Raw genomic sequence first — 19,863 nt, forward strand, 5'->3', positions numbered from 1 at the left:
GCCGCGGGTTAGAGAAATAAAGGAGACCTCCAACAGTGGCAGATATGACACCCGATGACGTGATCAAGCTGATCGCCGACGAGGAGGTCGAATACGTCGACGTCCGATTCTGCGACCTGCCCGGCATCGTCCAGCACTTCACCGTTCCTGCGTCGTCGTTCGACCAGACGGTGTTCGAAGAGGGACTGGCCTTCGACGGTTCGTCGATCCGCGGCTTCCAGTCCATCCACGAGTCCGACATGCTGCTGCTGCCCGACCCCGGCACCGCCAAAATCGACCCGTTCCGCGCCGCCAAGACGCTGAACCTGAACTTCTTCGTGCACGACCCGTTCACGCTGGAGCCCTACTCGCGTGACCCGCGCAATGTCGCCCGCAAGGCCGAGAACTACCTCAAGAGCACCGGCATCGCCGACACTGCTTACTTCGGCGCCGAGGCCGAGTTCTACATCTTCGACTCGGTGTCGTTCGACGTGAACCGCGCCAACGGCGCGTTCTACGAGGTCGACGCGATCTCGGGCTGGTGGAACACGGGCGAGCCCACCAATGCCGACGGCAGCCCGAACCGCGGGTACAAAGTTCGCCACAAGGGCGGCTACTTCCCTGTCGCACCCAACGACCAGTACGTCGACCTGCGCGACGCGATGACCACGAACCTGATCAACGCTGGCTTCGTCCTGGAGAAGAGCCACCACGAGGTCGGCAGCGGCGGCCAAGCCGAGATCAACTACAAGTTCAACACGCTGCTGCACGCGGCCGACGACATGCAGCTGTACAAGTACATCGTCAAGAACACCGCGTGGCAGCACGGCAAGACGGTGACGTTCATGCCGAAGCCGCTGTTCGGCGACAACGGCTCGGGCATGCACACCCACCAGTCGCTGTGGAAGGACGGCGAGCCGCTGTTCTACGACGAGTCCGGCTATGCCGGCCTGTCGGACACCGCCCGCCATTACATCGGCGGGATCCTGCACCACGCGCCGTCGCTGCTGGCGTTCACCAACCCGACCGTCAACTCATACAAGCGGCTGGTGCCCGGATACGAGGCGCCGATCAACCTGGTGTACAGCCAACGCAACCGCTCGGCGTGCGTGCGCATTCCGATCACCGGCAACAACCCGAAGGCCAAGCGGCTGGAGTTCCGCTGCCCTGACAGCTCGGGCAACCCGTACCTGGCGTTCTCGGCGATGATGATGGCCGGGCTCGACGGCATAAAGAACAAGATCGAGCCCAACGCTCCGGTGGACAAGGACCTCTACGAGCTGCCGCCGGACGAGGCCGCAAACATCCCCCAGGCGCCCACGTCATTGTCAGCAGTGATCGACCGCCTCGAGGAGGATCACGAATACCTCACGGAGGGCGGCGTTTTCACGCCCGACCTGATCGAGACGTGGATCAACTACAAGCGCACAGAAGAGATCGAGCCGGTGCAGATCAGGCCGCATCCGTACGAGTTCGCACTCTACTTCGACGTCTAGGTCAGCGCGCCGCCGCCGCGCTGTGCATCAGTTCTGCCAGCCGGCGGTTGCTGGCCTGCAACGTCGTTCGAATGAGCCCGATGGCTTTTTCCCGAACACGCGGTTTGTCCGGCAGGTCGGCGAACAACCCCTGCAGGACGTTGAGCCGGGCGGTTTCCAGCCACTCGGTCAGCGCGCTGTCCTGCAGCCAGCGCAACTGATTCTCGTTGTCGGACATGGTGATTCGCAGCCAATCGATCGGCTCGTCGGGGTGCGGAATGGGCTCGCACAACGCGTTGCGTGAGTCGTCGTCGGGATATGCCGCCTCGACATGCGCGATCAGCGCCGAACTGAACACCTGCTGACAGCCGCGAACACTCTGCAGGGTGATCCGGTCGCCGTCGAACACCGGCACTGACGGCGGCCGGGGCAGCCCGCCCGTCGTGCAGTCCACGTACAGCGTCCGCGGCGCCGGCAGGGTGCCGTGCTCGAGGACCAGCGCATCATGTTGCACCTGTTGCACGTGACCGAGGCGCACCACGTTGTCGATCCGGCGCAGCTGCTCGAGTTCGGCGAGCGAGACGATGGCGCAGTGGTACATGGTCGGCCACACCGAGGGGTCGAACCGCAGCAGAACTTGGGCGTCTTCGAGCCGCGCGAACAGGTCCTCGATCGATGTCGCGGCGGAGATCGCTTGCATGCGCGCCGCGATGCTGGCCTTCAGCTGGTCGGCGAACAAAGGCCCGGGTTGCACGTTGGCACGGTTGAGCAGCCAGGAATCGCGCGGCATGATCCAGCGCAGCCGGTCGGCCGACACGCCGTTGCGCATCAGCCACAGGCACGCGTCCATTCCGGTCTTGCCGGCACCGACGATCGTGTAGTGGTCGTGCCGGCGTGCCAGCCGAGGCAGCTCGTTGGGAGGTACCACGTCGACGCCGTCGGCGACCGGAAACGGGACCTCCCTCATCGCCGGCACGATTGTCTCCAGGTAGTTGGCGATCACGAGCCGACGGCTCACGTTCACCGCATGCTCGGCGCCGTCAAGTGTGCGAAAGCGGTTGTCTCTCAAGTATTCCGCCATCGGGAAGTAGGCGAGCCGCCCCGTCGGAAGCAGGTGCTGACGCATCACGCGCTCGTAGTAGGCGCACACCTCGCTGCCGGTCGCGAGCTCGTAGAAGCCCGCGTTCCAGCCGCTTTCGTCGATGCGGTCGGTGCCCAACGCGCACGAGTTGACGCCGTAATACGCCGACGGCTGATGCAGCCGCACGAACGGGTAGACCGAGGTCCAGTGGCCGCCTGGCTGATGACCTCGGTCGACCAGGACGACGGTCGCGTCGGTCTCGGCCAGCAGCGTGTCGACGAACGCCATCCCCATGGCGCCCGCCCCCACGACAAGGTAATCGGTCTGGGTCGCGGTCATGATTGCGCCCACGCTACGCACTAGGGCCGTAGCGCCACGCGGATGCAGCCGTCTTTCTTGTTCTTGAACATGTCGTAGGCGCGAACACCGTCGTCCAGCGGCATGTCATGGGTGATCAGCACCGACGGATCCAGGTCGCCTTGCTGCACATAGTCGAAGAATTGGGCGATGTAGCGCTGCCCGTGCTGCTGGGCCGATTTCAGCGTCAGCCCTTTGTTGGTGACGATTCCCATCGGGAACTTGTCGGTCAGCCCGTAGATGCCGAGGACGGCGACGGTGCCGCCCTTGCCGCAGGCGTGGATTGCCTGCCGCAACGCGCTGGCCCGGTCGGTCTCCATTCTCAACATCTGCTTGGCCCGGTCGTAAAGCTGCTGAAGGCCGGTGCCATGCCCCTCCATGCCGACAGCGTCGATGCAGGCGTCGGGCCCACGGCCGCCGGTGCTGTCGCGCAGTGCTTCTTGCACACTGTCGACCGCGGCGTAGTCGATGGTTTCGGCGCCCAGCCTCTGCGCCAGGGTGAGTCGTTCTGGTATCCGGTCGATGACGATCACCCGATCGGCGCCGGACAGCAGCGCGCTGCGTGCGGCCATGAGCCCGACGCCGCCTGCTCCCCACACCGCGACGGTGTCGCCCGCACTGATGTCGCAGAAGTCGGCGCCCATGTAGCCGGTTGGCACGGCGTCGGACATGAAAAGTGCCTGCTCGTCGGTCACATAGTCGGGAATCGCGAAGCAGTTCGCGTCTCCGAATGGCACCCGGATGTACTCGGCGTGCGAGCCGGCGTAGCCGCCGAACGGATGCGTATAGCCGTACACGCCCCCACAGGGATAGCCCAGGATCGGTTGCAGCAGTTCGGCATTCGGGTTGCTGGTGTCGCACAGCGAATACAGGCCTCGCTCGCAGTACGTGCAATGGTTGCAGGCGACGAACGACGGCACCACCACGCGGTCACCGACGTGGGTCTTGCTCACTTCCCGCCCGACTTCGACCACCTCACCCATGAACTCGTGGCCGAACACATCGCCCTCACGCATGCCCGGCAGATAGCCGTCGATGAAATGAAGATCCGAACCGCACGTGGTGGTCAGTCGAACCCGCACGATGACGTCGTGAGGGTTGATGATCGTCGGGTCGTCAACCGTCTCGACCGACAGGTCGTTCACACCGTTCCAACAAAGCGCTCGCATCAGCGTTCCTCCCTGGGTCCTGTTATCGCGCCGACGGGCGTGCGCTTGGGTTGTGCTTGAGCGTAGGAATCTCTCCGGTCTGCAGCAGCGCCCGCGCGCGGTAGAGGGCCTTGAAGGCCAAAGCGCTCGAAAGGAACCCGGGCGCAGGGCTTTTCACCCGCAAGGTGACCTCGGTGCCTCGGTCGTGAGGCGCGGCACTGAAATCGAGGATCAACTCGTTACCGGTGCCTTGCGCGCCCGCGTCGACGAAACGCATGCGGCCGTCTTCGTCGACCAGGAGGCAATCCCACCCGCTGCCGGCCAGCGGCCCGGCGCGGAAGGTCCACCGGAATCGACGATCGCCGGTGGACTCGACGTCGGCAATATCGCCGAGCACCGCTGAGAGACTCGCCGGGTCATGAAAGAAGTCCTTGACTGTCTGCTCCGGGCGCGCAATCGTCACCGCCTGCGATGCGGGGCGGCGGCTCAATGTCGGCACGGCTTTCGCGACGAGCGGCTGTACACGCTCCTTGGCGACGTTCACCGCCGCGTTGACAAGACTCATCGGACGGCTCCTCGCGGTGGTGGATAACATCAAGACCGCAATCCGGTCCGACCTCGTGCGACGGCGTACCCGGCCATGGGCGTGCCTAACCAGTTTCCCGACCGCGGCATCGGGTCGCCCGCCACGTGTGCACGGTCAGCGATTCGAATTCCGCTTCAGCCCGCCGTATCGAGCCGCCGCGCTCGGCCAGCTTCTGATCCGGTTCGGGTGTTTGACCATGGACCACCGGTTCAGTGTCTGGATCCGTTCGGGCGGCTGCGTCATCCGGCGGTCACCGTCACCGTCGAGGACTGTGACGGGCTGGTGGCAGCCGCACTGAACTGATTCAGCTGCCCCGCTCAGAGCTGGCTCAGCGCTGCGCGGCCGCCGCCGGCTCGGCCCGCTTCGTGCTGCCGAACCAGCTCAGGAAGTGGCGGCAGATGCACCGGTGGTGATGAGACATCTCTTGGCACTTGCCCTGTGAGTCGGCGTGCGCCTCTATCGCGTGACCGCAGTTCTTGCAGTACTCGGTTGCCTCGGTCATGGTCACCCCCTCCTCGCATCGCTGAGTTCTTTTCCCCGACAACGCTTTCGCCGTCGATGTGATTCCCGACACATCGGCGCTTTCACCGCGCCGACGGCGAGGTCGACCACACCCCAAGCCGCTAGGCGACTGGTCTTATTGCAGCACAACCACATTGGTGAACCGGCTGACCTGGGCGGCTTCCGAACGGGGTCCGCCCGCACCATGACAGACGGCGAACCGCCGGGGGCCTCGCCGCCGGCGCTGACGTGCGCCACCACGGCGTGCAGCGCCGAGCACGCGCTGAGGACAGCTCCGCGCGGGTAGCCCGCCCGCGCGGCGCGAACTAGCGGACGTTGATCGTGGCGACGACGACGTTGAGGTGGTGCAGCTCGACTTCCACCCGGCCGGGCACGTCGACAGTGAACGTGAACGTCTGGTTGGGTGCCGCAGCCACCTCGAACGCGTGGTCCGGCACGGAATGCACATGCAGTTCGTCGGCGGCGTCACTGGTGACGTGGAACGTGATCGGCTCTCCCGCTTTTGCGTCGAACGAGGCGTTGCGTGGATTCGCGACGCCGTCGGCAACGGTCAGGTCGACGACCAAACCCGCCGGCTTCGACGGTTGAGAGCTTGCCGCCGGCGGTGCCGTCGGCGACATCGTCGACGTCGTCGTCGGTGAACCCGGTTTCGAACCGCCACAAGCGACGGCTCCGAACGCAATCACCGCAACAGCGACAACCGAGGCCAGCCGAGACGTCATCGAGGTCCTTCCAGGTAGCGGTGTCTGCGTAGCGTAGGCGATCGCGGTGACGGGTCTGGTATTCAGTACCACCATGCGCGTTCTCGTACAGCGGGTCGCGTCGGCCAGCGTCTCGGTCGGCGGCGAGGTCGTCGGACAGATCCGCCCGGATGGGCAAGGCCTGCTGGCGCTTGTCGGTGTCACCCACAGCGATACGCAACAGACAGCGCAGCGGTTGGCCGAAAAGCTCTGGCAGTTGCGCATCCTCGACGACGAGCGATCCGCGGCAGACGTGAACGCGCCGATATTGGTGGTCAGCCAGTTCACGCTGTATGCCAACACCGAGAAGGGCCGCCGGCCGTCATGGAACGCTGCGGCACCGCGCTCCGTGGCGGAACCGTTGGTCGACGCGTTCGCCGATGCCCTGCGCGAACTCGGCGCCACGGTTCAAACCGGCGTGTTCGGAGCGCACATGGACGTCGCACTCGTGAACGACGGACCCGTGACGGTCATGCTCGAACTCGCGTAATCTCTGCGCCATGACGTCACCGAATCTGGATGCCAGGCTCAACGTCCATTCACCCAAGATCATCAGCCTCTTCAGAATCATCATCGGCTTACTGTTCACCCTGCACGGGTCGATGATCCTGTTCGGGTGGCCGCTCTCGATGAAGATGCCCGTCGGCACCTGGCCGGGCTGGTGGGCCGGTCTCATCGAGTTCGTCACCGGGCTCTTGGTGCTCGTCGGATTGTTCACGCGCCCAGCCGCTTTCCTGGCATCGGGCACGATGGCGGTGGCTTACTTCTGGCAGCACTGGCCGTTCAACGAAGGGCCGAAGGTGTTCTGGCCCTTCGACCAACGCATCGGCGGCAATAACGGCGAGTTGGCGATCCTCTTCTGCTTTTCGTTCCTTCTCATCCTGTTCATCGGCCCGGGCCCGTACGCCGTCGACACGATGCGCCGCCGGCGCGTGGTCGCAGGCACCGCGGCGCCCGTCGGCCAGCGGCGACCGAGCTTGCTCGCCAGGTTCCGGCGCTAACTGCCGAAGACCTTGCGCACCACCGCTTTTGCGCGACGGGTGACGCGCAGATAGTGGTCCAAGAATGCACTGCCGTCCGGAGTGGGCCATCCCGCCGCAACAGCCACCGCGTTGAGCAGTCGACCGGGGCCGGGTAACTGGTCGCTCGGCTTGCCCCGCACCAGCACCAGCGCGTTGCGGGCTCGCGTCGCAGTCAGCCATGCCTCGCGGAGCATGTCGACGTCGCTTGACGGGATCAGCTCGGCCGCGCCGATTGCGTCGAGCGTCTCCAGCGTCGAAGTGTTGTGCAGCTCAGGCAGTTTGTGCCCGTGACGCAGTTGAAGCAGCTGCACCGTCCACTCGATGTCGGCGAGCCCGCCGCGGCCGAGTTTGGTGTGGGTGTTCGGGTCGGCGCCGCGCGGCAGCCGCTCCGCGTCCACCCGGGCCTTGATGCGGCGGATCTCCCGGACCGCTTGCGGTGAAACACCATCCGGGGGGTAGCGCGTCTTGTCGGCCATCACCAGGAACCGCCGGCCCAGGTCGTGGTCGCCGGCCACGTGATGCGCCCGCAGCAGTGCCTGGATCTCCCACGGCTGCGCCCACTGCGCGTAATACGCCGCATAGGAATTCAGCGTGCGCACCAGCGGGCCGCTGCGGCCCTCCGGTCGCAGCCCGGTGTCCACCTCGAGCGGCGGGTCGATGCTCGGCGTGCCCAGCAGCGCGCGAACCTGTTCAGCGATCGTCGTGGACCACCGCACCGCCGTCGATTCCTGGGCGCCGCCGACCGGTTCGCAGACGAACATCACGTCGGCGTCGGAGCCGTAACCGAGCTCGTGGCCGCCGAGCCTACCCATGCCGATCACCGCCACCCGCGCGGGCGGCTCACCGCTTTGCGGGGTGTTGAAGCGGGTGACCGCGTCCAGCGCCGACTGCAGCACCGCCACCCACACCGACGTCAGCGCCGCGCAGACTTCCCGCACGTCGAGCAGGCCAAGCAGATCCGCCGACGCGATCCGGGCCAGCTCGCGCCGGCGCAGACTACGCGCTGCCGCAATCGCTTTCACCGGGTCTGCATGCCGGGACGCCGCCGCGAGCAGCGAGCGGGCCACCTGATCGGGCTCGACGTCGAGCAGCTTCGGGCCGGCCGGACCGTCGGCGTACGACTGGATCACTTCCGGAGCGCGCATCAACAACTCCGGCACATAGGCCGACGTGCCGAGCACGTGCATCAGCCGCTTGGCCACCGCGCCCTCGTCGCGCAGCGTCGCCAAGAACCACCGCTGATCCGAAAGCGCTTCGGAGAGTTTGCGATACGCCAACAGGCCGCTGTCGGGGTCTGGCGTGTCGGAAAGCCAGTCGAGCAGGGTGGGCAGCAGCACGGACTGCACGCGTCCGCGCCTTCCGCTGGAACCGGTCAACGCCGCCAGGTGCGTCAGCGCATTCTGCGGTGCCTGATAGCCCAGCGCGGCGATCTGCCGCTCGGCGGCCTCGGCGCTCAACCCGAGCGAGAGTTCCGGGCCGACGGATTCCAGCAGCGGCTGGTAGAACAGCTTGGCGTGCAGTCGCGACACCCGCATGTTCTGCCGCTTGAGTTCCTCGCGCAGCACACCGAGTGCGTCGTGGCGGCCGTCGGGCCGCATGTGCGCGGCGCGGGCCAGCCAGCGCATCGCCTCGTCGTCGTCGAACCGGGGCAACATGTGGGTGCGCTTGAGCCGCTGCAGTTGAAGCCGATGCTCGAGCAGCCGCAGAAACTCGTAGGACGCAGTCAGATTCGCCGCGTCGTCGCGGCCGACGTAACCGCCGGCGCCCAATGCGGCCAGCGCGTCGACCGTGGACGACACGTGCAAACTCTCGTCGTTGCGACCGTGCACCAGTTGCAGCAGCTGCACCGCGAACTCGACGTCGCGCAGGCCGCCGGTACCGAGCTTGAGTTCGCGGTCGCGCACGTCGGCGGGCACGAGTTCCTCGACGCGCCGCCGCATGGCTTGCACTTCGGCGACGAAATCCTCACGCTCGCAAGCGGTCCAGACCATCGGCATCAGTGCGGCCATGTACTGCTCGCCGAGCTCGGCGTCACCCGCCGCCGGGCGTGCCTTCAGCAGAGCCTGGAATTCCCAGGTCTTGGCCCACCGCTTGTAATAGGTGACATGCGAATCGAGCGTGCGGACCAGCGCGCCGTGCCGTCCCTCCGGGCGCAGCGCGGCGTCCACTTCGAAGAACGTCTCCGACGCCAGTCGCATCATCTCTCCCGCGACCCGCGTCTCGGTTGAGTCGGCCTTCTCGCCGACGAAGATCACGTCGACGTCGCTGACGTAATTCAGTTCGCGCGCACCGCATTTGCCCATCGCGATCACCGCCAGGCGGGGCCGGTGGGCGTCGTCCTGACACACCCGCAGCGTGGCCACTTCCAGGGCGGCGGCCAGCGCGGCGTCGGCGAGGTCGGACAGGTGGGCACCGATGGTCGCGAACGGCAGCACCGGTTCGTTCTCCACCGTCGCCGCGACGTCGAGCGCGGCGAGCACCATGAGCCGGTTGCGATACAACGTGCGCAACTCGGAAAGCGTTTCCTCCCTGAATGTTTCGCGCGCCACCTCCAAGAACCGGTCGCGCAGTTCGGCGGCGGACGGAAGTGTCACGTTGCCCGACAGCAGCCGCCAGGCCTGTGGGTTGGCCACCAGGTGATCGCCCAGGGCCAGCGACGAGCCCAGCAACGCGAACAATCGGCCTCGCAGCGACCGGTCTTTGAGCAGCGCGAGGTGGAGTTGGTCGTATTCGGATCCGAGCGCGTCGGCCAGCCGCACCATCGTGCGCAGGGCGGCGTCGGCGTCCGGGGCGCGCGACAGCGACCAGAGCAGCTCGACGTGGTCCTCGGTGGTCCAGCCGAGCCGAGCCAGATCGTCGTGCGCGCGCTCCGCCATCAGACCAAGCCGACCGGGACTGGGCAGCTTCGGCCGCTGGGTCGCTGGTCTGGTCACGCTCCCGACCCTACCGAGCGTTACAGCGACAAGTAGGTCTTGAGCTCGTACGGCGTCACTTGGCGGCGGTAGTTCTCCCACTCCGCACGCTTGTTGCGCAGGAAGAAGTCAAACACGTGCTCGCCCAACGCTTCCGCCACCAGCTCAGAATTCTCCATCTCGGAAAGCGCAACGCCGAGACTGCCCGGCAACTCCTTGTAGCCCATCGCGCTGCGTTCTTCGGGCGTCAGGCTCCAGACGTTGTCCTCGGCTTGCGGTCCGAGCGCGTAGCCCTTCTCCACTCCGCGCAGACCGGCGGCCAGCAGCACGGCGAAAGTCAGGTACGGGTTGCACGCCGAGTCGGGGCTGCGCACCTCGATGCGCCGCGACGACGTCTTGCGGGGGCTGTACATCGGAACCCGCACCAGCGCCGACCGGTTGGCCGCGCCCCAGCACGCCGCCGTCGGCGCCTCTCCGCCCACCACGAGCCGCTTGTAGGAGTTCACCCACTGGTTGGTCACGGCGCTGATCTCGGTGGCGTGCTCGAGGATGCCGGCGATGAACGACTTGGCGACGTCGGACAGTTGCAGAGGGTCGTCAGGGCTGTGGAACGCGTTGACCTCGCCCTCGAACAAGCTCATGTGCGTGTGCATGGCCGAGCCGGGATATTCGCCGAACGGCTTGGGCATGAACGTCGCCCGCACGCCCTCGTTGATCGCGACTTCCTTGACCAGGTAGCGGAAGGTCATCACGTTGTCGGCCATTGACAGCGCGTCGGCGTAGCGCAGGTCGATCTCCTGCTGGCCCGGCGCGCCTTCGTGATGGCTGAATTCCACTGAAATGCCCATGGATTCGAGCGACTCGATCACGTGGCGGCGGAAGTTCGGCGCGGCCTCGTGGACGGCCTGGTCGAAGTAGCCGTCGGTGTCGGCGGGTTCGGGCGGGGCGCCGTCGTCGAGGCTCTTGAGCAAGAAGAACTCGATCTCGGGATGCACGTAGCAGGAGAACCCGAGATCGCTGGCCTTCGCGAGTTGCCGGCGCAGCACATGGCGAGAGTCGGCCCATGAGGGCGAACCGTCGGGCATCGTGATGTCGCAGAACATCCGCGCCGAGTGGTGCTCGCCTCTGCTGGTGGTCCACGGCAGAACTTGGAACGTCGACGGATCTGGGCGGGCCACGCAATCGGATTCGGACACTCGGGCGAAGCCTTCGATCGCCGAGCCGTCGAAACCGATGCCTTCTTCGAAGGCGCCCTCCAACTCGGCGGGCGCGATCGCCACGGACTTGAGGAATCCGAGCACGTCGGTGAACCACAGCCGCACGAAGCGGATGTCGCGTTCTTCCAGCGTGCGCAGCACGAATTCCTTCTGACGGTCCATGACGGCAGCGTAGGCAGCGGCTGTTAATTCTGTGTTACGCGCGCGCTAGCAGTGTCGATCCCCGGGTGCGGTGAACTCGACCAGATAGTTCACCACTGCTGAGTCGACACACTGCACGCCCTTGAACACGACCGTGTGCTGGGTGCCGTCGAACGTGATCAGCGACGCGCCGAGCTGGCGGGCAAGGTCGACACCGGCCTGATAAGGCGTCGCCGGGTCATGGGTGGTGGAGACGACGACGACCTTGTTCGGGCCGGGCGAGGTCGCCGGCGCGGGCGTGGTGGTCGGCGGCACCGGCCAGAACGCGCACACGTCGCGCGGGGCGTAGCCGGTGAACTGCCCGTAGCTCATGAACGGCGCGACCTGGCGGATGCGCCTGTCGGCCTCCACCCAGGACGCCGAATCCGTGGGCGTCACGTAGTCGACGCACCGGACCGCGGTGAACGCGTCCTGCAGGTTGCTGTACTGACCGGACTTGTTGCGGCCCCAGTAGTCGTCGGCCAGCAGCAGCAGCTCTTCTGCGGCGGTGCCCTGGCCCAGCGCGGCCAGCCCGTTGGCCAGGAACTCCCAGTAGCGCGGCGTGTAGAGCGCGTTGGCTGTACCCGTGATCGCGTCCTGATAGGACAAGCCGCGCGGGTCGAGCGTCGGCCCCGGCCTGGTGGCCAGCGGGTCGACCAGCGCGTGGTAGCGGTCCACCGCCTTGTTCGGATCGCTGCCGAGCGCGCACGCCGTCATCGTCGCGCATTCCGCGGCGAAGTCGTTGAACGCCTGCTGGAAGCTGGCCATCTGGCGGACGTTCTTCTCGACGGCGTCGAGCTTGGGATCCACCGCGCCGTCGAGCACCATCGCACGCACGTTCTGCGGGAATGCCTGCGCGTAGGCGGTGCCGAGTTGAGTGCCGTACGAGTAGCCGAGGTAGTTCAGTTGCGCTTCGCCGAGCGCTTGCCGGACGACGTCCATGTCGCGCGCGACGTTGACGGTGCCGACGTTGGCGAGGAAATCCGCACCCACCCGGTTCAGGCACTGCGCGGCGAGCTGGCGGTAGATGTCCTCGATGTGCGCGACGCCGGCCGGGCTGTAGTCGACCATCGGCTCCCGGCGGTAGGCGTCGAATTCGGCATCGGTGCGGCACCGCACTTCGGGGGTGGAGTGGCCGACGCCGCGCGGATCGAAGCCGACGAGGTCGAAGTGCTGGGTTATCTCGTTGTCGCCGAACGACACGGCCATTCCGGCGACGACGTCGACGGCGGATTGACCGGGCCCGCCCGGGTTGATCATCAGCACGCCGAGCCGCTGACCGCGGGCGGGGACCTTGATCACCGCGAGCTGCGCTTGGGCCCCGCCCGGCTTGCTGTAGTCCACCGGCACAGACACCGTCGCGCAGCGCGCGGTCGGGAGACCGCTGGTGTCGCTCAACCACTGCTGGCAGCTGCCCCAGTTAGGTTGCGGCACAACGGGATTCGTGTTGTCCGCAGGCGGTGCAGCCATTGTCGTCGGCAGGACCGTGACGAACATCGTGAGGAAAGCGAGCGGCGTCAACCAAAAAGGTGTCCGCCGCAACATGGCGATCATGGTCGCATGCCCCCCGTCATCCCTGCCCCGCCAGTGCCCATCGTGGTAGCGAAACGTTACCTAGCCGGCATGGGTGGTCAGCATCGAGCGTCCGGCTTGGGCAGGGTCAGGTCGATCAGATAGCTGGTGACGATGTCGTCGACACAGTTGTCGCCGTAGAACGCGGCCGTGTGCTGGGTGCCTTCGACCGTCAACAGCCCAGCGTGCAGCTGCTGGGCCAAATGCACTCCGTCTTGGTAGGGCGTCGCCGGATCTCCTGTGGTGGACACGACGAGAACCGGCGGCAGGCCGGGCGCGGACACGCTGTGCGGCCGGCTGGTCGGCGGCACCGGCCAGAACGCGCACGTTCCCCTTGGCGCGTCCCCGGTGAAGGTGCCGTAGCTGTCCCACGGCGAGATCACCCGGCGCTGTTCGTCGAAGGAGATCCACGGCGGCGAGTCCGTCGGGAACGGGTTGTCCACACAGGAGATCGCGTTGAACGCATCAGACGAGTTGTCGTAGTGGCCGCTGGGGTCGCGCCCGAGGTATTCGTCGGCGAGCTCGAGCAGGTCGTCAGCCGGCTCCCCGTGGCGCACCGCGCTCAGACCGGATATGAGCTGATCCCACGTGCTCTGCGAGTACAGCGCCGACGTCACACCCGTCAGCGCATCCGAGTAACTGAGTCCGCGCGGATCTTTGGTCTGCGCGGGTTTTTCCACCAGCGGGTCGACGAACGAATGCAGGACGTCGACGGCCTTGGCCGGGTCCGTGCCCAGCGGGCAGTCCGGTGATTTCGCGCAGTCAGCGGCAAAGTCGTTGAACGCCTTCTGAAACGCCTCGGCCTGACGCAGCAGTGAATCCATGGGCAACACCGCCGGATCCACGGCGCCGTCGAGCACCATCGCCCGCACGTGCTGCGAAAAAGCTTGTGCGTATGCGGTTCCCAACTCGGTGCCGTAGGAGAACCCGATGTAGCTGAGCTTGTCGTCGCCCAGCGCCGCGCGCAGGGCGTCAAGATCTTTGGCGGCAGACGCGGTGCCGACGTGAGCCAGGAACTTCTTGCCGGTCTTGTCCAGGCAGCGCCGGACGTACTTTACGGTGTCGTCTTCGATGCGGGCCACACCGGCCGGGCTGTAGTCGACCTGCGGATCGGCGCGCTCTCTGTCGTTTTCGGCGTCGGAGTTGCACCAGACCGCAGGCCGCGACTCGCCGACGCCGCGCGGGTCGAAGCCGACGAAGTCGAAGCGCTCACGCAACGGCCTTGGTACGTCGCGCAGCATCCAGGTGGCGGCTTGCACTCCGGAACCGCCGGGGCCGCCGGGGTTCATCACCAGTGACCCGATCTTGTTGCCGGCGGCCCGGAACCGGATCAGGGCCAGGGTGGCGACGCCGTCCTCGGGGTGCTCGTAGTCGATCGGCACAGCCAACTCGCCGCAGTCGGCGCTGCGCGGAAGGTCGTCGGACGACGGGAAGTTGCACGACTCCCATTGGATGCGCGCACCCAGCGCGGGATGCGCCCGCATGTGGCGCCCGGTGACGACGTGTGTGCACGACGTCACCGCGAGGACAACGGTCAGTGCAGCCGCCGCCCGAGGCGACCGCTTCACCCCGTCAGCACCGCGCCCCGGGCGGCGGAACCGTCAGGTCGATCAGATACCGGGTGACGATTGCGTCGACGCACGGATTGCCTTCCAGCGCAACGGTGTGCTGAGTGCCGTCGAACGTCAGCAGGGAGCCGTGCAGCTGATTGGCCAAGTCGACGCCGGCCTGGTACGGGGTGGCGGGGTCGCCGGTCGTCGAAATCACCAGCGTCGGCGGAAGGTCCCGCACCGAGATCTGGTGCGGCTGGCTCGTCGGCGGGACGGGCCAGAACGCGCAGGTGCTCAGCGGGGCGTGGCCGGTGAATTCGCCGTAGTTCATGAACGGGGCGACCTCACGGATCCGGCGGTCCTGCTCGACCACCTTGGCGCGGTCGGTGACCGGTGGCCGGTCGACGCAATTCACCGCTTGGCGTACGTCGGTGGAGTTGGTGTAGTGGCCGTTCTCGTCGCGTCCCATGTACTGGTCGGCCAGTGCGAGCAGCTTGTCACCCTTGCCGTTCTTCAGTTCCTGCAGCGCCGCTGTCAGATTCGGCCACAGCGTCGGCGAGTACAGCGGCAGGATGGTGCCGACGATCGCGTCGGGATAGGACAGCCCCCGCGGATCGGCGGTGTCAGCGGGCTTTTCGACCAGCGGGTCCACCAGACTGTGGTAGACCTCGACGGCCTTGTCGGGGTCGGTGCCCAGTGGGCAGTCGGGCGACTTCGCGCAATCGGCGGCGTAGTCGTCGAACGCTTTCTGGAATGCCTCGGCCTGGCGGATGTCTGCTTCCATCGGATCGGCGTTGGGATCGATCGCGCCGTCGAGCACCATCGCGCGCACGTTCTGGGGAAACAGCTCTGCGTACGTCGAACCGATGCGGGTGCCGTACGAATAGCCGAGATAGGTCAGCTTCTGGTCGCCCAGAGCGGCGCGCAGCATGTCGAGGTCTTTGGCGACGTTGACCGTGCCGACGTTGGCCAAGAACTCCTTGCCCATCTTGTCGACGCACCGCTGGACGAATTCCTTGGTGGTCTGCTCGATGTGGGCGACCCCGGCGGGGCTGTAGTCGACTTGCGGGTCGGCGCGGATCCGGTCGTTGTCGGCGTCGGAGTTGCACCACAGTGCCGGTTTGGAGAACGCGACACCCCGTGGGTCGAAACCGACGAGGTCGAACCGTTCCCGTAGCGGCTGGGGCAGGTTGTGGATCATCGCCAGGGCGGCGTTGACGCCCGACTCGCCCGGTCCGCCGGGGTTGATCACCAGCGAACCGATCTTCTTACCGGTGGCCGGAAACTTCACCAGCGCAAGCGCCGCCGTGTCGCCGTCAGGCTTGGAGTAGTCGATCGGCACACCGAGCTTGCCGCACTGCGCGCTGGCCAGCAGCGCGCTGACGTTCGGGGACGTGAATACGCACTTGTCCCACGAGATCGGCGCACCCACCTTGGGCAGGGCCATCTTGGCGTGGCCATCGACCAGGCGGCTGCAACTGACGGCGAGGACGGCGGCCGCAGCAACCGCGGTCCACATCGTCGCCGTACGAGCGACACCGGCAAGGCGGCGATTTCGGCTCATGGCACCACATGCTGCCATGACGGCGCGCAGATGCGCCGCACCACCGATCAGGGTTTCGCTGCCAGCAATTCCTTTAGGCCGGCATCGAAGCCGTCGGCCAGTTCCCACAGGTCGGGCAGTAACTCGGGGCACGACAGCAGGCCGACGTTGGGCTTGCCGTTCAACGACATCACCGTGATGTTCAGCCCCGAGCCGTGGAAGATGGGCCCGAGCGGGTACATCGCGGTGATCTCCGCACCGACGAAGTACAGCGGCATCTGCGGCCCGGGCACGTTGGAGATCACCAGGTTGTGCACGGGTCTGCCGTCCGTCAGCCGGCTCCTGGTGTAGACGCGCATCGCAATGCCGAACACCGCCGGCGCGGCGAACTCGGTCCAGTCCTGCAGAAGTGAGGCAGCGATGGCCGACGAGTGTTCCTTGGCGGTCGAGTTCGCCGCGGCGATCGCCTTCAGCCGCTCCCCCGGGTCCTCGATGTGCGTCTCGAGCCGCGAGAACATCGCGGACACCTGGTTGCGGCCTGGTCGGTGGGTCTTTCCACGCACTGATACGGGCACCGTCGCGACCAACGGCTCCGTCGGCAGCTCACCACGTCCTGCGAGAAAATTGCGCAGCACACCGGCGCACAGCGCCATCACCACGTCGTTGAGCTTGACGCCGAACCGGTCTTTGACTGTCTTGAGGTCGTCGAGGTCCAGTTGAGCCCAGGCCACGTTGCGGTGGCCGGTGATCTTCGCATTCCACGGCGTCTTCGGCGCGCTGAACGGCGCCGTCATCGACTGACCGCTGAGCCCGCGCCGCACGGTCTCGACCACGCTGGCGGCGGTCAGCGGAAGGACCTTTCCCAGCTGAAGCGGCCGAGTGGCGAACCGCACGAGTCCCGACGCGGCGAGCTCCAGCTGGTTGACGCCGCCGGCCCCCTGCACCCGATCGGGTGGCGACGCGTCGGGCTCGGTGTCGCACAGCACCGACATCAGATTCGCCCCGCTGACGCCGTCGACGGCGGCGTGGTGCACCTTCGTCATCACCGCGAGCCGACCGCCTCGCGTGGGATCGGTTCCGTCGAGTCCCTCGATCACCCACGCCTCCCACAGCGGACGGCTGCGGTCCAGGGGCACCGACGCGATGTGGCCGCAGAAGTCTGCGAGTTCCTTGCGGCCTCCTGGGCTGGGCAAGCCGATGCGGTGAACGTGCCGTTCGAGGTCGAAGTCGTCGTCTTCTGCCCACACGGGGTGGTCGAGGTTGAGCGGGCTGTCGACGACCTTCTCCCGGAACGTCGGCAATCCCCTTATGCGCGTACCGAATTCGTCCTTGAAACGCTCGAAACGGTAGCCGTCCGGGATTGTCGAGGTATCCAATTCCAGGATCGAGCAGACATGCAGTGGCTGCTGCGCCGTCTCGAGGTAAAGGAAGCTGGCGTCGAGTCCGCTGAGCCTTTGCATGTGGCCGATGGTAGGACCGCAACCGACATGTGAGGAAGCCCACTTGAGGTGGTGTGCAGCGGCAATCTGCCGAGTGGCAGACTGTACTGGTCAGCGAACCCGGGGACCCCATGGCGGGCCACGAGGATCGATCCGACGATGTTTAAGGACAACGATGTCTGTTGAGCAGACGGTCTACGGTGCCGCCACGCCCCGCGTCAAAACCCGCGTTCATCACCTGCAGAAAATGAAGGCCGAAGGCCACAAGTGGGCGATGCTCACGGCCTACGACTACTCCACCGCGAGCATCTTCGACGAAGCCGGCATTCCGGTGCTACTGGTCGGCGACTCGGCCGCCAATGTGGTGTACGGCTACGACACCACTGTGCCTATTTCTCTCGACGAGCTGATCCCACTGGTGCGCGGTGTGGTCCGCGGGGCACCGCACGCGTTGGTGGTCGCCGACATGCCGTTCGGCAGCTATGAGGCCGGCCCGCAGCAGGCGTTGGCCAGCGCTACCCGCTTCATGAAGGAAGCCGGCGCGCATGCGGTCAAGCTGGAAGGCGGCGAGCGGGTGGCCGAACAGATCGCCTGCCTGACCGCGGCCGGCATTCCGGTGATGGCGCACATCGGCTTCACCCCGCAGAGCGTGAACACGCTTGGTGGTTTCCGGGTGCAGGGTCGGGGCGATGCCGCCGAACAAACCATCGCCGACGCGATCGCCGTTGCCGAGGCCGGTGCGTTCTCGGTGGTGATGGAGATGGTGCCCGCCGAGCTGGCCACCCAGATCACCGGCAAGCTCACCATTCCGACGATCGGGATCGGCGCGGGCCCCAACTGCGATGCGCAGGTGCTGGTCTGGCAGGACATGGCCGGGATGACATCCGGCAAGACAGCCCGGTTCGTGAAGCGCTTCGCCGAGGTCGGTGCCGAATTGTCGCGCGCGGCAAGGCAATACGCCGACGAGGTGGCAGCCGGGGTGTTTCCGGCCGAGGAGCACAGCTTCTAGCGTTCACCTTGGTGTGGCACGCTGTGCGTGATGGCACCATCGGAAGGCGCCTCCAAGCATCTGGAGGTTGAGCGCAAGTTCGACGTCGTCGACACGACGGTGTCTCCGTCGTTCGAAGGTCTTGCCGCGGTGACGCGGGTGGAGCGAGAGCCTTCACAAAGACTCGACGCCGTCTATTACGACACCCCCGGGCGCGACCTTGCCGCCCACCGCATCACGTTGCGCCGGCGCACCGGCGGCTCCGACGCGGGTTGGCACCTGAAGCTACCCGCCGGGCCCGACTCCCGGACCGAAGTACGAGCACCGCTGGGCGACAGTGACGAGGTTCCGGCCGAGCTGCGCGATGTGGTGTTGGCAATCGTGCGCGACCGTCCGCTCCAGCCGGTCGCGCGGATCACGACAAACCGGACCGTCGAGCATTTGTACGGGGCCGACGGGACACCGCTGGCGGAATTCGCCGACGACGAGGTGACGGCCCAGGCCAACGGCGATGAGTCGCAACAGCACTGGCGCGAGTGGGAGCTCGAGCTGTCGGAGGAGGCGCTGAGCAACGGGGTGGCGGACGGTGCGCTGCTGGACCGGTTGGCCAATCGGTTGCTGGACGCCGGCGCCCAACCGGCGGCCCACGGGTCGAAGCTGGCGCGCGTGTTGGACGGTTCGGCGCCGGAACGGCCCGTGGTGCCTGCAGTCGACGATCCGGTGCACCGCGCGGTGGCCGAGGAGATCGAGAACCTGCTGGTGTGGGATCGCGCGGTGCGCGCCGACGTCTACGACTCGGTGCACCAGATGCGGGTGACTACCCGCAAGATCCGCAGTTTGTTGCAGGCGGCGGAGTCGTCGTTCGGGTTGTCAGGGGACGCGTGGATCCTCGACGAGCTGCGCCAATTGGCGAGCGTGCTGGGCGTGGCGCGGGACGCCGAGGTGCTCGCCGAACGGTACGAGAAGGCGCTCGACGAGCTGCCCGACGAGCTGGTGCGCGGGCCGGTGCGCGAGCGGCTGGTGGAAGGGGCTCGCCGGCGGTACCGGTCGGGATGGCGAAAGTCGGTCGCCGCCATGCGTTCTCAGCGGTACTTCAGGTTGCTCGACGCGCTGGAGGGGCTGGTGGCCGCTGAGCCGCCTCCGCCCGCGGAGGACGAGGAGTCGTCGCCGGATGCGACCATCGAGTCCGGCTACAAGCGGGTGCGTAAGCAGGCCAAGCGCGCCGAGAAGGCTGAGGACGAGCACCGAGACGAGGCGCTGCATCGAATTCGCAAGAGCGCCAAGCGGTTACGGTATACCGCTGCGGCCACCGGGTCGAAGAAGGTGTCCGACGCGGCGAAGAACATCCAATCGCTACTGGGCGACCACCAGGACAGCGTGGTCAGCCGGACGCATCTGGCTCAGCAGGCGCAGGCCGCACACGCCGCCGGTGAGGACACGTTCACCTACGGGGTGCTCTACGAGCGCGAAACCGAGATCGCACGCCGCAGCCGCGAGCAGTTGCGGCCAGCGCTGAAGGCGCTTGCCAAGGCCGTTTCGAAGGCGTTGTAGA

The 19,863-nt window shown here is 66.6% G+C and carries 16 protein-coding genes; 5 read left to right on the top strand and 11 right to left on the bottom strand.

What is annotated here, in order from left to right; translation table 11 throughout:
* Nucleotides 1-35 precede the first annotated feature (35 nt).
* The gene (glnA, locus tag AC5Y4N_RS19730; RefSeq protein WP_499911568.1) at nucleotides 36-1,475 is read left to right on the top strand and encodes a type I glutamate--ammonia ligase; all 1,440 of its coding nucleotides are present in this window, start codon (nucleotides 36-38) and stop codon (nucleotides 1,473-1,475) included.
* 1 nt (nucleotide 1,476) lies between these two features.
* On the opposite strand, the gene AC5Y4N_RS19735 is transcribed toward glnA, so the two are convergent.
* From AC5Y4N_RS19735 to AC5Y4N_RS19755, 5 genes are all read right to left on the bottom strand, one after another.
* Nucleotides 1,477-2,874 carry an NAD(P)-binding protein gene (locus tag AC5Y4N_RS19735; RefSeq protein WP_499911566.1) on the bottom strand — a complete coding sequence of 466 codons (1,398 nt, stop codon included), beginning with the start codon at nucleotides 2,872-2,874 and terminating at the stop codon, nucleotides 1,477-1,479.
* 20 nt (nucleotides 2,875-2,894) lie between these two features.
* Nucleotides 2,895-4,061 (bottom strand): zinc-dependent alcohol dehydrogenase, encoded by a 1,167-nt coding sequence (locus AC5Y4N_RS19740; RefSeq protein ID WP_499911565.1) that lies wholly within the window; start codon nucleotides 4,059-4,061, stop codon nucleotides 2,895-2,897.
* Between the two features lie 22 nt (nucleotides 4,062-4,083).
* Nucleotides 4,084-4,605 (bottom strand): hypothetical protein, encoded by a 522-nt coding sequence (locus AC5Y4N_RS19745; RefSeq protein WP_499911562.1) that lies wholly within the window; start codon nucleotides 4,603-4,605, stop codon nucleotides 4,084-4,086.
* A gap of 349 nt (nucleotides 4,606-4,954) precedes the next feature.
* Complete coding sequence (locus AC5Y4N_RS19750; RefSeq protein WP_499911559.1) at nucleotides 4,955-5,128, bottom strand: hypothetical protein; 174 nt, start codon at nucleotides 5,126-5,128, stop codon at nucleotides 4,955-4,957.
* Nucleotides 5,129-5,453: 325 nt separating this feature from the next.
* A complete protein-coding gene (locus AC5Y4N_RS19755; RefSeq protein WP_499911557.1) occupies nucleotides 5,454-5,870 on the bottom strand; it encodes a cupredoxin domain-containing protein in 417 nt (138 codons plus the stop codon).
* A gap of 73 nt (nucleotides 5,871-5,943) precedes the next feature.
* Between AC5Y4N_RS19755 and dtd the strand changes: the two genes are divergently transcribed.
* Both dtd and AC5Y4N_RS19765 read left to right on the top strand, forming a co-directional pair.
* Entirely contained in the window at nucleotides 5,944-6,378 is a 435-nt protein-coding gene (dtd, locus tag AC5Y4N_RS19760) for a D-aminoacyl-tRNA deacylase (protein WP_499911555.1), read from the top strand.
* Nucleotides 6,379-6,388: 10 nt separating this feature from the next.
* The gene (locus AC5Y4N_RS19765) at nucleotides 6,389-6,889 is read left to right on the top strand and encodes a DoxX family protein (protein ID WP_499912154.1); all 501 of its coding nucleotides are present in this window, start codon (nucleotides 6,389-6,391) and stop codon (nucleotides 6,887-6,889) included.
* Here AC5Y4N_RS19765 and AC5Y4N_RS19770 read toward each other — a convergent pair.
* The 6 genes from AC5Y4N_RS19770 to AC5Y4N_RS19795 form a co-directional block, all read right to left on the bottom strand.
* Nucleotides 6,886-9,786, bottom strand: coding sequence for a bifunctional [glutamine synthetase] adenylyltransferase/[glutamine synthetase]-adenylyl-L-tyrosine phosphorylase (locus AC5Y4N_RS19770; protein WP_499912153.1), 2,901 nt, complete (start codon nucleotides 9,784-9,786; stop codon nucleotides 6,886-6,888). The genes AC5Y4N_RS19765 and AC5Y4N_RS19770 overlap by 4 nt on opposite strands.
* A gap of 77 nt (nucleotides 9,787-9,863) precedes the next feature.
* Nucleotides 9,864-11,201, bottom strand: coding sequence for a glutamine synthetase family protein (locus tag AC5Y4N_RS19775; RefSeq protein ID WP_499912132.1), 1,338 nt, complete (start codon nucleotides 11,199-11,201; stop codon nucleotides 9,864-9,866).
* A 45-nt stretch (nucleotides 11,202-11,246) separates the two neighbouring features.
* On the bottom strand, nucleotides 11,247-12,773 hold the full coding sequence (locus AC5Y4N_RS19780; RefSeq protein ID WP_499912130.1) for an alpha/beta hydrolase: 1,527 nt from the start codon (nucleotides 12,771-12,773) through the stop codon (nucleotides 11,247-11,249).
* A 77-nt stretch (nucleotides 12,774-12,850) separates the two neighbouring features.
* Nucleotides 12,851-14,359 (bottom strand): alpha/beta hydrolase, encoded by a 1,509-nt coding sequence (locus AC5Y4N_RS19785; protein WP_499912127.1) that lies wholly within the window; start codon nucleotides 14,357-14,359, stop codon nucleotides 12,851-12,853.
* A 4-nt stretch (nucleotides 14,360-14,363) separates the two neighbouring features.
* Nucleotides 14,364-15,905 carry an alpha/beta hydrolase gene (locus AC5Y4N_RS19790; protein ID WP_499912124.1) on the bottom strand — a complete coding sequence of 514 codons (1,542 nt, stop codon included), beginning with the start codon at nucleotides 15,903-15,905 and terminating at the stop codon, nucleotides 14,364-14,366.
* Between the two features lie 47 nt (nucleotides 15,906-15,952).
* Nucleotides 15,953-17,344 carry a WS/DGAT/MGAT family O-acyltransferase gene (locus AC5Y4N_RS19795; RefSeq protein WP_499912122.1) on the bottom strand — a complete coding sequence of 464 codons (1,392 nt, stop codon included), beginning with the start codon at nucleotides 17,342-17,344 and terminating at the stop codon, nucleotides 15,953-15,955.
* A gap of 154 nt (nucleotides 17,345-17,498) precedes the next feature.
* Here AC5Y4N_RS19795 and panB point away from each other — a divergent pair, with 154 nt between their 5' ends.
* On the top strand, nucleotides 17,499-18,332 hold the full coding sequence (gene panB / locus AC5Y4N_RS19800; protein WP_499912119.1) for a 3-methyl-2-oxobutanoate hydroxymethyltransferase: 834 nt from the start codon (nucleotides 17,499-17,501) through the stop codon (nucleotides 18,330-18,332).
* A gap of 21 nt (nucleotides 18,333-18,353) precedes the next feature.
* Nucleotides 18,354-19,862 carry a CYTH and CHAD domain-containing protein gene (locus AC5Y4N_RS19805; RefSeq protein ID WP_499912151.1) on the top strand — a complete coding sequence of 503 codons (1,509 nt, stop codon included), beginning with the start codon at nucleotides 18,354-18,356 and terminating at the stop codon, nucleotides 19,860-19,862.
* Nucleotide 19,863 lies beyond the last annotated feature (1 nt).

The organism is Mycobacterium sp. NGS19, assembly GCF_059813155.1.

Excerpts from the sequence above, each read along its gene's own strand:
- AC5Y4N_RS19740 (WP_499911565.1), bottom strand. The coding sequence starts at position 4,061 with ATGCGAGCGCTTTGTTGGAACGGTGTGAACGACCTGTCGGTCGAGACG.
- AC5Y4N_RS19765 (WP_499912154.1), top strand. The coding sequence starts at position 6,389 with ATGACGTCACCGAATCTGGATGCCAGGCTCAACGTCCATTCACCCAAG.
- AC5Y4N_RS19770 (WP_499912153.1), bottom strand. The coding sequence starts at position 9,786 with ATGGCGGAGCGCGCGCACGACGATCTGGCTCGGCTCGGCTGGACCACC.
- AC5Y4N_RS19745 (WP_499911562.1), bottom strand. The coding sequence starts at position 4,605 with ATGAGTCTTGTCAACGCGGCGGTGAACGTCGCCAAGGAGCGTGTACAG.
- AC5Y4N_RS19795 (WP_499912122.1), bottom strand. The coding sequence starts at position 17,344 with ATGCAAAGGCTCAGCGGACTCGACGCCAGCTTCCTTTACCTCGAGACG.
- AC5Y4N_RS19735 (WP_499911566.1), bottom strand. The coding sequence starts at position 2,874 with ATGACCGCGACCCAGACCGATTACCTTGTCGTGGGGGCGGGCGCCATG.
- AC5Y4N_RS19780 (WP_499912130.1), bottom strand. The coding sequence starts at position 12,773 with ATGATCGCCATGTTGCGGCGGACACCTTTTTGGTTGACGCCGCTCGCT.
- AC5Y4N_RS19750 (WP_499911559.1), bottom strand. The coding sequence starts at position 5,128 with ATGACCGAGGCAACCGAGTACTGCAAGAACTGCGGTCACGCGATAGAG.
- panB (WP_499912119.1), top strand. The coding sequence starts at position 17,499 with ATGTCTGTTGAGCAGACGGTCTACGGTGCCGCCACGCCCCGCGTCAAA.
- AC5Y4N_RS19775 (WP_499912132.1), bottom strand. The coding sequence starts at position 11,201 with ATGGACCGTCAGAAGGAATTCGTGCTGCGCACGCTGGAAGAACGCGAC.
- AC5Y4N_RS19790 (WP_499912124.1), bottom strand. The coding sequence starts at position 15,905 with ATGAGCCGAAATCGCCGCCTTGCCGGTGTCGCTCGTACGGCGACGATG.
- AC5Y4N_RS19755 (WP_499911557.1), bottom strand. The coding sequence starts at position 5,870 with ATGACGTCTCGGCTGGCCTCGGTTGTCGCTGTTGCGGTGATTGCGTTC.
- dtd (WP_499911555.1), top strand. The coding sequence starts at position 5,944 with ATGCGCGTTCTCGTACAGCGGGTCGCGTCGGCCAGCGTCTCGGTCGGC.